Origin of the sequence: Algibacter pacificus, from assembly GCF_008033385.1 — a bacterium.
Classification (GTDB): Bacteria; Bacteroidota; Bacteroidia; order Flavobacteriales; family Flavobacteriaceae; genus Algibacter; species Algibacter pacificus.
Window position 1 is genome coordinate 657,270 of the sequence record NZ_VOGY01000001.1, and the last position, 13,575, is coordinate 670,844.

General features: G+C 31.5%; 9 protein-coding genes. 7 read left to right on the forward strand and 2 right to left on the reverse strand.

The annotated features are described in order from the left end of the window. Nucleotides 1-92: 92 nt before the first annotated feature. Nucleotides 93-1,139 carry a GntR family transcriptional regulator gene (locus FQU21_RS02945; protein ID WP_147676528.1) on the reverse strand — a complete coding sequence of 349 codons (1,047 nt, stop codon included), beginning with the start codon at nt 1,137-1,139 and terminating at the stop codon, nt 93-95. Nucleotides 1,140-1,218: 79 nt separating this feature from the next. Next, nucleotides 1,219-2,262 carry a GntR family transcriptional regulator gene (locus FQU21_RS02950; protein ID WP_147676529.1) on the reverse strand — a complete coding sequence of 348 codons (1,044 nt, stop codon included), beginning with the start codon at nt 2,260-2,262 and terminating at the stop codon, nt 1,219-1,221. A gap of 513 nt (nt 2,263-2,775) precedes the next feature. On the opposite strand from FQU21_RS02950, the gene FQU21_RS02955 reads away from it, so the two are divergent. From FQU21_RS02955 to FQU21_RS02985, 7 genes are all read left to right on the forward strand, one after another. Next, complete coding sequence (locus FQU21_RS02955) at nt 2,776-3,720, forward strand: AraC family transcriptional regulator (RefSeq protein WP_147676530.1); 945 nt, start codon at nt 2,776-2,778, stop codon at nt 3,718-3,720. A gap of 354 nt (nt 3,721-4,074) precedes the next feature. Beyond that, nucleotides 4,075-6,180, forward strand: a complete 2,106-nt coding sequence (locus tag FQU21_RS02960) for a bifunctional aldolase/short-chain dehydrogenase (protein ID WP_187269309.1) — start codon at nt 4,075-4,077, stop codon at nt 6,178-6,180. A gap of 95 nt (nt 6,181-6,275) precedes the next feature. Then, the gene (locus tag FQU21_RS02965; protein WP_147676531.1) at nt 6,276-7,556 is read left to right on the forward strand and encodes a sugar isomerase; all 1,281 of its coding nucleotides are present in this window, start codon (nt 6,276-6,278) and stop codon (nt 7,554-7,556) included. Nucleotides 7,557-7,566: 10 nt separating this feature from the next. Then, nucleotides 7,567-8,943, forward strand: coding sequence for an FGGY-family carbohydrate kinase (locus FQU21_RS02970; RefSeq protein WP_147676532.1), 1,377 nt, complete (start codon nt 7,567-7,569; stop codon nt 8,941-8,943). A 74-nt stretch (nt 8,944-9,017) separates the two neighbouring features. Next, complete coding sequence (locus tag FQU21_RS02975; protein WP_147676533.1) at nt 9,018-10,307, forward strand: class II aldolase/adducin family protein; 1,290 nt, start codon at nt 9,018-9,020, stop codon at nt 10,305-10,307. Nucleotides 10,308-10,327: 20 nt separating this feature from the next. Next, a complete protein-coding gene (gene aldA / locus FQU21_RS02980) occupies nt 10,328-11,767 on the forward strand; it encodes an aldehyde dehydrogenase (RefSeq protein ID WP_147676534.1) in 1,440 nt (479 codons plus the stop codon). Between the two features lie 132 nt (nt 11,768-11,899). Further along, on the forward strand, nt 11,900-13,312 hold the full coding sequence (locus FQU21_RS02985; protein WP_147676535.1) for a purine-cytosine permease family protein: 1,413 nt from the start codon (nt 11,900-11,902) through the stop codon (nt 13,310-13,312). Nucleotides 13,313-13,575: the final 263 nt, after the last annotated feature.

Consider the following 13,575-nt stretch of genomic DNA (forward strand, 5'->3'; position numbering starts at 1 on the left):
ATTTCTAAAAAAGTGCTTCTATTTCGAGATTATATTAAAAATATATTTACCTCAAATTTTACACTGTCACACTTTTTAGGATTTTGTGTCTTTTACAAAGATTCTCTCTCAATAAGGTGAAAAGGTACTTTTAGTTTTTCTTTCCTTTTATTTAATATAATATGTGCTGCAGTTTCTCCCATTACTTTAAAATCTGTCGATACTACGGTAATACCTAAAAGTTCTTTTAAAGCTGTATCATTGTAAGAAATAATTCCAATATCTGAACCTAATTTATATTCATCTTCTCTAACTTGTTTTACTAGATTTACTAAATCGGCTTCTTCAATGGTAATAAATAGATCTCCTTTTTTTAGTATTATGTCATCGTAGACTTCATTTAATATTTCAAAATCTAGTTTATGTTCTACGCAAAATTTTCTAAAACCATGTAGAATTCTTCTAGGATAAGGATAAACAGATTTATCTGGGTACACCAAAATAATTTTTTGGTATTTTTTTATTTTATTGAGACCTTCGGTTAAAGCATTGTAAATATCATTTTCAAAATCTTGATAAATTTCTCCTAAAACGTCATCTAAAATTGGTTTCACATTGTCTAGGATAATTAATTTTTCTTGCTGAATTTTTTTAATGGCATTAATCACGTTATTAGTGAAACTTACGTGTTTTAAATCTTCAGTTTTAAAGTGAGGCATGATAACATAGTAGTCATAGGCCGATTTGTTTTTGTCGAGTAAATTTAAAAATAGAGTTTCATCACAATGATAAATTTGTAAATCTACTAGAGAATTTCCTCCAATACTATTTAAAAAGTGATTATAAGTTTTTAGTTTATAAGAACTTAATTTATTTACAAGAAATAGAATATTAACTTTAGAGATTAGTTTTGTACGAGAAATGTAATACCCTTTGCCTCTAATAGGGGTAATTATATTGCGTTCTTTTAAGATACTGTACGCCTTTTCAATGGTATCTCTAGAAAGGTAAAACTCTTCACTAAACATATTAATTGAAGGAATTTTTTGGTCCATCGTAAAATTTCCTATAGAGATATTATGGATAATAGAATCTATAATTTGTTGGTATTTAGGTACTCTGGAATTTTCGTCAATATTTATGTATTTAATGAGATCCATTTATATAAAGTAGGGTATTAATTTAGAGGATTATTTTTTTTTAAAATTACATTAAATTACGAAATATAAAAAATGTTAGCTAAATAGAATTTCTATCAATAAAATTAAAAGGGACCTTAAATTTTCCTTTTTCGTTATTAAGAATCATTTGAGATGTTTTTTCTCCCATAATTTTAAAATCTGCAGAGAATACGGTTATTCCCAAAAGTGCCTTTAAAGGTGTGTCATTGTAGGATATAATACCTACATCGGTGCCTATAGCAAATTTTTTATCTCTAATTTTTTCTATCAAATGAACTAAATCAGCCTCTTCAATGGTTATAAATAACTCTCCTTTATTAATAGTGAGATCGGGATTAATTTTATCTAAAATTTCAAAATCTAGTTTATACGCTACACAAAATTTTCTAAACCCGTGTAAAATTTTTTTCGGATACGGGTAGTTGCTGTTTTTTGGATAGATTAAAAAAATCTTTTTGTACTTATTTATTTTATTCAATCCACTTTTTAAGGCATTATAAATATCATTTTCAAAATCTTGATAGACTTCGGATACCTCTTCGAGTTGTTTTATTTTGTTATCAATTAAAATTGTTTTATGAGGAGGAAGTTTTTTTATAGCTTCTAAAACGGCTTGAGTACAACTTATATAATTGTTGTTTTCTGTTTTAAAATGTGGCATGATAATGTAGTAATCATAAGTTTTTATATTTTGTTCAAGAATGTTTAAAAACAAACTTTCTTCACAATGGTATACCTTTAAATCTACATTGCACGATTGTCCTAAGGATTTTATAAAATAATTGTAAACTGGTAGTTTATAGTGGTTTAACTTATTTATAAGAAATAAAACATTTGCACCACTATCAAATTTTGTTCTATTTATATAATACCCCTTTCCTCTAATAGAAGTAATTATTTGTTTTTCTTTTAAAATTTTATAAGCTTTTTCTACAGTATCCCTAGATAAATAGTACTCTTCACTTAGAAGGTTTATCGATGGAATTTTTTGGTCTACTCGAAGGTTTCCAACTATAATATTCTGAATAATAGAATTTACAATTTGCTTGTATTTAGGTGTACTAGAGTTCGACTTTATCGTTATATCTTGTAATATTTCCATTTTATTTTTTAATTGTTACATTAAAAGACGTTACAAATTTTTTGCTTACAAATCTTTTTTTGTTTTAAACACCCCATTAAGGTTTATTACCAATTTATTAATGGTTTAAACTTAATTAAGTTAAACTATTAATTAAAAAATAGGGCTAATATGTAAGTGTTTGAATTATTTTTAGAGGTTGATCGCTCTAGTATTAATTCAGAAAAAATTTAACAGCGTCTTTTTAAAACTTATTAATTAAGCTGATATTTTCTAGTTAAAAAAAAAGCTGTGTTATAATAAAATGAATACTAGTGGTGGGGCATGTTTCATAGTAGTTTAATTTAGTTAATATTGAAATAGTGGTGTTCTATATTATTTTTTAGTTAAGTTTTAGCACATTAATTACTTTATTTTAATAGCGTAATATATATAAATGCTAGACCTTATAAGGCTTGTCTCAAATGAAAAAAGTGTTTTGTACTTTTTGATAATAAATGTTACATTTACAATTGCAATAAACAAGATGTTTTGATGATAAAAAATACAGATATTGATAAAAAAATTGCACAAATTGATAATGTCTTAAAGTCGGAATTTAAGAAGTACTTTGTTCATTCAGATTTGGATTTTAAATGGGGGATGGTGATTAGCGACATAGGCCATGCTAGCGTGCCGCCAAACTCGCAATACCCACCTAAAGGACATCCAACCTCTCATATGTTTTCTTGGGATAGAGGTAGGGTTTTAAATGAGTACCAAATAGTGCTTATAACGCATGGAAAGGGGGTGCTCGAAAACGCACACACCGGTATTATAAACATAAATAGAGGCGACGTTTTTGTGCTTTTTCCTGGTGAGTGGCACAGGTATAAGCCAGTTTTAAATACTGGGTGGACTGAGGTTTGGGTTGGATTTCACGGTAGTATTCCTGATATTATTATGAAAGATTGTTTTTTAAAAAAGAGTTATCCTGTAATACCTAATAGTGCAAGTATGCTCGTCATGAATTTGTTTACATCCATTTTTCAATTAGCTATTGATGAGCCTTTCGGGTACCAAAAAACAATTTCCAGTATTTGCATGCAATTAATTGCAGAAATTCAAAATAACCAAAATAGAAAAAGTGTTACAGAAGTTGATAACTCTATTATTTCAAAGGCGAAATATGTGATGCAAAAAAAAATTGATAAAACCTTCGACTTAGAATTGTTTTGTCAATCTAATCGCATAAGTTATTCTAAATTCCGATCAGATTTTAAATACCAAACGGGGTTAGCGCCCATGCAATATTTTATTCTTTTAAAAATTGAAAAGGCTAAATTTCTAATAAGAAATACAGATTTAAAGGCAAAAGAAATAGCGTTTCAGCTAGGATTTAATTCAGAACACTATTTTTGTAGGTTATTTAAGAAAAAAACGGGGTTTTCTACAAAAGAATATAAGTTAAATACCGGAGGTTTTAACGCCTTCAATTAATGTATCCATAAAAATTGCAAAAATAGTAATCCATAAAGCAGGTTAATCATACTTGGTTAGTATAAATGCTTAATATGCTCTCATTAAAACAAGTAGTTTTTTTAATATAGCTATATTTCTGGTTTATTTTTTACTCTTTGCTTATTTCTACAAAACAAATTGGGGGTAAAAAAACATAGTAAAACCATAAAAATGTTACGATTTTTTTTTGTTTTCGTTAGTACATAATTAGTAACTTTTTAACATTGAAAACAAGCAAATTTAAAAACAAAATAACTCTTTACGGTACAGTACAGGATACAATAGTTGGTTATGAAATATATTTTTGGAATATTATTTATTTTAACATCTATTATGAAGGAAATTACAAAAAGTTTTAAGTACGTTGATTATTTATGGGATGACGAAAAGGCATTGTCACTTGGAGATAATCAAGTTGAATTATTTTTATACCGCTCAAATATTTTGGGTGCAGACTTGAGAATTACCAATTACGGTGGTGGAAATACAAGTTGTAAAACCATAGAAAAAGACCCTTTAACAAATGAAGAAGTTGAAGTAATGTGGGTAAAAGGTTCCGGTGGAGATATTGGTACTTTAACAAGATCTGGAATTGCAGGTTTGTATACAGGAAGACTACGTGATTTAAAAAACGTGTATCAAGGTTTACATGATGAAGATAGAATGGTTGGTTTGTTTAATCATTGTATTTATGATTTAGACAGCAAAGCTCCTTCAATAGATACACCTTTACACGGTTTATTACCTTTTGCTCATATAGATCATTTGCATCCAGATGCTTTAATAGCCGTTGCTGCTGCAAAAGATAGTGAAAAAGTAACCAAAGAAATTTGGGGAGACACCATGGGGTGGGTGCCTTGGCAAAAACCAGGTTTCGATTTAGGTTTGCAATTAGAAAAATGCTTAGCAGATAACCCCGGAATTAGAGGTATTGTTTTAGGTAGCCATGGCTTATTTACATGGGGAGACACTTCTTACGAGTGTTATATGAATAGTTTAGAAGTAATTGAAATGGCTTCTGAATTCATAGAAAAGAAATTAAAAGAACAAGGTGAAGTTTTCGGCGGTCAAAAAGTAGAGAGTTTACCAAGAGAAGAGCGCTTAGAAAAAGCCGCTCAACTGATGCCTTTATTGAGAGGGTTATGCTCTTCTGAAAATAGAATGATTGGACATTTTTCCGATACAGATGTTGTAATGGAATATATAAATAGTAACGATTTGGAAAGATTAGCGCCTATGGGAACTTCTTGCCCAGATCATTTCTTAAGAACTAAGATTCAACCCTTAGTTTTAAGTTTAGATAAAAATGAAGATTTATCTGATTCTGAAGCTATTTTGGCAAAATTAGAACCTGCATTTGAAGCATACCGTCAAGAATATGTAGATTACTATAATACCTGTAAAAAAGATAATAGCCCCGCAATACGCGATGCAAACCCGGTAATAATTATTTACCCTGGCGTTGGTATGTTTAGTTTTGCAAAAAACAAACAAACAACACGTGTTGCTAGTGAGTTTTATATCAATGCAATTAACGTAATGCGTGGTGCAGAAGCTATTACAGAATATACTTCTTTACCAAGACAAGAAGCTTTTGATATTGAATATTGGTTGCTAGAAGAGGCAAAGTTACAACGTATGCCAAAAGAAAAGCCATTATCTAGAAAAGTAGCTTTAGTAACTGGAGCTGGTGGTGGAATTGGTAAAGCAATTGCAGATAAGTTAGCTGCAGAAGGTGCAAATGTTGTACTTACAGATATTAATGAAGAAGCTTTAATTGAGGCGAATGGAACTTTTGCAAGAGATGTTTCTTCATACGCTGTTTGTGATGTAACTAATACAGATTCTATTGCAAGTGCTTATAAAAAAGCAATTATAGAGTTTGGTGGTGTAGATATGATTGTACACAGCGCTGGTTTGGCGATTTCTAAACCATTAACAGAAACAACAGATAAAGACTGGAATATTTTACAAAATATTTTAGTAAAAGGTCAATTTGATTTAGCTAAGCAATTTGCTCTTATTGTTCGTAAGCAAGGTTTAGGAGGAGATTATATAGCAATTGCTAGTAAAAATGGATTGGTTGCTGGACCAAATAATGTAGCTTATGGAACTGCTAAAGCAGCACAACAGCATATGGTACGTTTATTGGCAGCAGAATTAGCTAAAGATAAAGTAAGAGTGAATACAGTAAATCCAGATGGCGTTATTGTAGGAAGCAAAATTTGGGAAGGTGCTTGGGCAGAAGGTAGAGCAAAAGCTAATGGAATTACTGTAGAAGAATTGCCTGCATTTTACGCAAAAAGAAACTTATTAAACGAAATCATTACACCAGATGATATAGCAAATGGTGTATTCTCTTTAGTGGGGATATTAGATAAATCAACAGGAAATATTATTAATGTTGATGGAGGTATGGCAAATGCCTTTGTGAGATAAAAATTATTAACAAGTTAGTTTAGTTTAGTATAAGATATCTTCCATAAATATTTTGATTTATGGAAGTTTCTTTACTTTTTTTAGAAATATGAATCATGAAAATACAAGAAGAACAATTATTAAATTTTAATAAATCGTCATTAGATAATCATAATGATAGTTTCGATTTTTTATCCAATAAACTAAGTAAACAAGGCCATAATGTTCAAGATATAGTGACAAGATTGGCAGATTTTCAAGTTGCTATTCCTAGTTGGGCATTAGGAGCTGGTGGTACGCGCTTTGGGCGCTTTTCTTTTTTTGGAGAACCAACGAGTCTTGAGCAAAAAATAGAAGATATAGGGGTTTTGCATAGCCTAACACAAACGGCTGGAGCAGTATCTTTACACATTCCATGGGATATCCCTTCAGATTATAATGCAATAAAAGAAAAAGCAGATGCTTTAAACATAAAATTCGATGCTGTAAACTCTAATACGTTTCAAGATCAAAAAGATGCCGCAGAGTCTTATAAATACGGTTCTTTAAGTAATATTAGTAAAGCCGTTAGAGAACAAGCTATACAGCACAACTTAGATGTTATTAAAATTGGAGATAAATTAGGCTCTAAAGCATTAACAGTTTGGTTAGCCGATGGATCTTGTTTTCCTGGTCAAAATAATTTTCAAACTGCTTTTCAAAACACTCAAGATAGTTTAATAGATATTTATAAAGGCCTACCAGAAGACTGGAAATTGTTAGTAGAATATAAACCTTATGAGCCTAACTTCTATAGCACGGTTATTCAAGATTGGGGAGCGTCTTTAATGTTAGCTAATGGTTGTGGAGACAAAGCTTATACTTTAGTAGATTTAGGACACCACTTACCTAATTCTAATATAGAACAAATTGTTTCTATTTTACAATTAAAAGGAAAATTAGGTGGTTTTCACTTTAATGATAGTAAATATGGTGACGATGATTTAACAGTAGGTAGTATTAAACCTTACGCCTTATTCTTAATTTTTAATGAATTAGTTTATGGTATGGCTAATAATCCACAAAACCCAGATTTAGCTTGGATGATTGATGCTAGTCATAATGTAAAAGATCCATTAGAAGATTTAATTCAATCGCTTGAAGCAATACAAGAAGCCTACGCCAAAGCGTTATTAATAGATCAAGTTGCTTTAAAAGCAGCACAATTAGATAACGATGTGGTTAAATGTCAAGAGATTTTACAAGGCGCTTACAGAACCGATGTTAGACCGCTTTTAGAAAAAGCACGATTAAGCAGAGGTGGTGTTATTAGCCCAATAGATGCTTATAGAGCATTAGATGTTAGAGGGCAACTAATAAAAGAAAGAGGTAAACATACTGTAGCTACAGGACTTTAATCTTTGTGGTATGAAACAAAAAGTAACCGCAGTTTTTGATATCGGGAAAACAAATAAAAAATTCTTCCTTTTTGACAAAGACTTTAAAGAAGTACATAAAGAGTATATTTCTTTTGAAGAAATAGAGGATGAAGATGGACACCCAACAGAAAACCTTCCTGCACTAAAAAAATGGTTAAAAGATGTTTTTAACCGTATTTTAGAAAAGAAGGAATTTAATGTTAAGGCTATTAACTTTTCTACATATGGAGCAAGTTTTGTGCATATTGATCAAAACGGAAAACCTTTAACGCCTTTATATAACTATACAAAACCTTTACCTGAGGAAATTGTATCTTCTTTTTTTGAAAAATATGGACCAAAAGAAGAGTTCCTAAAAACTACCGGCTGTTCAGATCTAAGTATGTTAAATTCTGGGTTGCAATTATATTGGTTAAAAGAAACTAAGCCAGAAATATTTAATAAAATTAAGTATTCGCTGCATTTACCACAATACTTGAGTCATGTGTTCACAGGAATTCCTTTAAGCGAATATACCAGCATAGGCTGCCATACAGCGCTTTGGGATTATAGTAAAAAAGATTATCATAACTGGGTATACCAAGAAGGTATCGATAAGATATTGCCTCCTATAGTTTCAACTGAAACTAGTATTAATATGAATTATAACGGACATCGTATTAAAATAGGTGTTGGTATTCACGACAGTTCTGCAGCTTTATTACCATATGTTCGGAGTATAAAGAAAAAGTTTGTTTTAATTTCTACAGGAACCTGGAGTATAACATTTAACCCTTTTACAGAAAATCCTATTTCAACCGAAATAAATGATAGCGATGTTATTAATTACATGCGTATTAATGGCAAACCCGTAAAGGCCTCACGTTTATTTTTAGGAAACGAATATAAGCTTCAAGTTGAAAAGCTTAATGAAAAATTTGGTGTAGATGATGATTATCATCGCAATGTAAAGTTCGATTATGATATTTACCTGGATATCATGAAAGATTTTAAATATTGCTTTAAATGGGAAGGTATTTCTGATGATAAAATGCCATCTACAACCTATTATAATTATGATAAATATGAATGTGCGTATCATCAATTAATGACCGAATTAGTTTTACTTCAAATAAAATGTATTAATAAAGCTATTGGAGATGACGTTATTTCAGGCTTGTATGTAGATGGTGGTTTTAGCGATAATGATTTGTTTATTAAGCTACTATCTCACAATTTTAGAGATAAAAAATTACGAACAACAAATGCATCTTTAGGATCTGCTTTGGGAGCAGCTATTTCAATTTCAGACACGAAATTAAACTCTAAGTTTTTGAAAAAAAATTATGCACTTAAAAAGCATGTTCCATTTATAATAAGTGGTTAAACCCTTGTAAAAAGTAAATGAATATTAACAGAAAAAGTATTTTATTTTAAGCTATTTCATGAAAATGTAATCCAATGTCAAAAAACACAAAATTAGTTCACCCTAGAGATCAAATCACAGAAATAATAAGCAGAATTTATAAAAGAGGTATGACCACTACATCTGGTGGAAACATTTCTATAATAGATGATGATGGTAATATATGGGTAACGCCATCGGCAATAGATAAAGGGTCGTTGCGAGCATCTGATATAATATGCGTTAAAAAAGATGGAACTATTGTAGGTAAACACAAACCATCCTCGGAGTTTCCTTTTCATAAAGCCATTTACGATGCCAGGCCAGATATTAAATCTGTAATACACGCGCATCCTCCAGCCTTAGTATCCTTTAGTATTGTGCGCCAAATACCTGATACAAATATTATATCACAAGCAAAACATATTTGTGGTCCAATTGGATATGCAGATTATAGATTGCCTGGTAGTGATGATTTAGGAGATGTAATTGCTGCAGAATTTAAAAAAGGATTTAAAGCTATTATCATGGAAAACCATGGTACTGTATTAGGTGGTAGTGATTTAACAGATGCTTATGAAAGATTCGAAGCATTAGAGTTTTGCGCTAGCACCATACTTTACGGTTCGCAAATAGGAACTCCAAAGTATCTTTCAGATGATCAAATTAATGAATTTGAAACACAAGCTACAGGAGTTTTACCAGAAATGGAAACTACAAAATACCCGTCTGATGAGGTTGAAAAACGTTTAGAAATTTGTAAAATTGTACAACGTTCTTGTCAGCAAGGTTTAATGATTAGTTCTTATGGTACAGTCTCTATGCGTTGGAAAGATAACGACTTTTTAATTACACCTACAGGAGCAAACCGTTGGGATTTGGAAATGGAAGATATTGTTCAAATAAAAGACGGAAAACGAGAAGCAGGTAAAAAACCAAGTAGAGCAACTTGGATTCATCAAGAAATTTATAATAGAAACCCAAATGTAAACTCTATTATAATGACGCAATCTCCATATTTAATGGCCTTTGGTGTAACAGGAGAATATCTTAATGTAAGAACTATACCAGAGAGTTGGATATTTTTACAAGATATTAACTTCGTAGAATACGGAAGTCATTTTAGAAAAAATAATCATTCTGAAATTGTTGATAATTGTCCAACAGCATTAATTATAGAAAACGATTCAGTTATCATTACAGGAGATAAACTATTACAAACTTTTGATTATTTGGAAGTTGCAGAATTTAGTGCCAAATCAATAGTACTTGGAAATTCACTTGGTGAAATGGTTCCTATTAATGATGAACAAGTAGAAGATTTAAGAAAGAAATTTTTGTCATAAAATAAAGTAACCAAAATATTATGAAACATTATAAACAATATATTAATGGGCAATTTATAGACTCAAAAGCAACTTCGGTTATTGAGATTTTGAACCCATGTACAGAACAAGTTATAAGTACCATATCTACAGGTACAGTAGAAGATGCAAATAATGCTTTAGAGGCTGCACAAGCAGCACAACCAGCTTGGGAAGCTTTACCAGCTATACAGAGAGCTGCATTTTTGCATAAAATGGCCGATGTTATTAGAGCAAACCGAGTGTTTTTGGCAGAAACATTGTCTAAAGAACAAGCTAAAGTTATTGGTTTAGCTCAGGTGGAAATTGATGTAACAGCCGATTATTTTGATTATAATGCAGGTTGGGCTCGTAGAATAGAAGGAGAAATTATTCAGAGTGATCGCGAAAAAGAACATATATATTTGCACAAAGTGCCAATTGGGGTGGCTGTAGGTATATGTCCTTGGAATTTCCCATTTTTTGTAATGGCACGTAAAGTGGCAGCATCTTTAATTACAGGAAATACTTGTGTTATTAAACCAAGTTCTGAAGCACCAAATACCATTATGGAATTTGCAGATTTTATTCAAACAATAGGTTTACCTAATGGTGTTTTAAACTTTGTTTGTGGAGCCGGTAGAACAGTTGGGAATGCACTATCTAAAAGCCCAATTACCGGAATTATTAGTTTAACCGGTAGTGTTGGTGCAGGACAAAAAGTAATTACTGCGGCTGCCGAAAATATTACAAAAGTATCATTAGAGTTAGGTGGAAAAGCCCCTGCTATTGTCTGTGCTGATGCTAATATGGAATTAGCCGTTAACTCTGTAGTATCATCTAAAGTTATTTTTAGTGGTCAAGTTTGTAACTGTGCCGAACGTGTCTATGTTGAGGATAGTATTTATGATGAATTCGTAGATAAACTTACAAAAAAAATGAGTCAAGTTACTATTGAAGACGCATTAACAGGTGTAAATGCAGATATGAGTAGTTTGGTTTCAAAAGATCAATTAGATAAAATATCTGAAATGGTTGAATTTGCTAAGAAAGAAGGAGCCGAAGTTTTAGTTGGTGGTAAGCGTCCTGAAAAATTTGATAGAGGTTACTTTTATGAGCCAACTATTTTAACAAACTGTAGTCAGGATAGCCGAATTATTCAAGAAGAAGTTTTTGGACCTGTATTACCGGTAATGAAATTTAATACATTAGATGAAGCTATTGCCATGTCTAATGATACAGAATTTGGATTAACATCTTCTATTTTTTCAGAAAATTTTAACAACATAATGAAAGCTACTAACGGTTTGCATTTTGGAGAAACTTACGTAAACAGGGAGCATTTTGAAGCAATTCAAGGCTTCCATGCAGGTTGGAAAAAATCTGGTGTTGGTGGTGCAGATGGTAAGCATGGTATGGAAGAATATTTACATACACGTGTGGTGTATGCTAAATACTATTAAATAAAAGCAGGACAGATAGCACAGCATAAAAATGTGGCTATCTGTCTTTTTTTTATATAAATTTTAAAATTTATTGCTATTCTATTTTATATGGAATACGTTTTTTATTAACAAATATAACAGAACTACTAAATGAGCCAAATAAGTATTGAAGAAGATATTATTGAAGAAAATGGAGGAGGAGAGTTTGAAAGAACTCCGGTGCCAAACTCTAAATTAAAAGATTGGAAAAATTTCATAGGGATGTATGCCGGCGAACATGCTGCGGGTACCGAATTTATGATTGGACCTCTGTTTTTAACCGCTGGTGTTAGTGCTTTTGACTTGATAGTTGGTTTATTAATAGGGAATTTGTTAGCCGTTTTAAGTTGGCGATTTTTAACTGCAGAAATAGCGGTTAAAAATAGGTTGACTCTGTATTATCAATTAGAAAAAATTTGTGGAAAAAAATTGGTCACGGGGTATAATTTAGCCAATGGAATTCTTTTTTGTTTTCTCGCTGGCTCTATGATTACGGTCTCGGCTACAGCAGTTGGTATTCCTTTTAATATGCCAATGCCTAAGTTAGATGATACGCTTCCAAATGGAATGACCTGGGTAATTATTGTTATTGTCATTGGAGCAGTAATCTCTATAATTGCAGCACGTGGTTATGATACTGTTACGAAAGCAGCAAATTGGATGTCTCCGGTTATTGTACTTGCTTTTGTTGCTGCTGGAATTGTTGCTTTAGGCCAATTAGGAGTTGATAGCTTTCAAAAATTTTGGGATATTTGGGGTGAAGGAGGTGACCCTTTTCCTGGGCAAACAAAATTTACTTTTTGGCATGTTGTTATATGGTCTTGGTTTGCTAATGGTGCCATGCATATTGGTATGTCCGATTTATCAGTATTTCGATTTGCTAAACAAGCCAAAGCAGGATGGGCTACCGCTGCCGGAATGTATGTTGGTCATTACATGGCCTGGATAGCAGCAGCTTTACTTTATGCTGTATATTTAAAATCACCAGAGGCACAAGCGTTTTTAAGTGTTGGAGATGCGCCGCCTGTAGCTCCTGGTCCTATGGCTTATAATGCTATTGGTGTTTTTGGTATTATTGCTGTGGTACTAGCAGGTTGGACAACAGCCAATCCTACTATTTACAGAGCTGGTTTAGCCTTTCAAGCTATTTTGCCAAAATTATCTACTGCCAAGGTTACTATTATAGCTGGTACTGTGGCTACAATAGCAGGGTTGTTTCCCGCTTTCGCAATGAAACTTTTAGGTTTTGTAGCGTTGTACGGATTCATTTTAGCCCCGTTTGGAGCGGTAATTGTATTTGAGCATTTCTTTCATAAAAAAGTGGGCATTATAAAAAATTACGCTGAATTGGCTAATTTGTCTTTTAACAAATCGGTGTTTTGGGCATGGGCTATTAGCTTTGGATTATTTTATTTCATTTCTGTTAAGTTTGATGTGTTTTTATCTTTTGTAACTTTACCTTCTTGGTTGTTATGCGGTATTTTATTTTTAGTATTTAGTAAATATTTTCAGAAGAAGGTATAAACATTTTAATACAGGCTTAAAAATTATGAGTAAAGTTGTTTGTTTTTCAGTTTTTAATTGAAAAATGAACTTGTTAACAAGCTGAATTTATTGAAAATAATTTTCCCTTAATTTCTAATGGATAGTAATTTGATTGAGGTTACTAAACAAATAGAAGTTAGGGGATTTTATATTTAAAACCTTTTTAATATCTCCTATTTTAAGATGTAAAACAGAGAAAATTATAGTATAAGTAGTTTATAATATCTACTAGAGATAGTTTA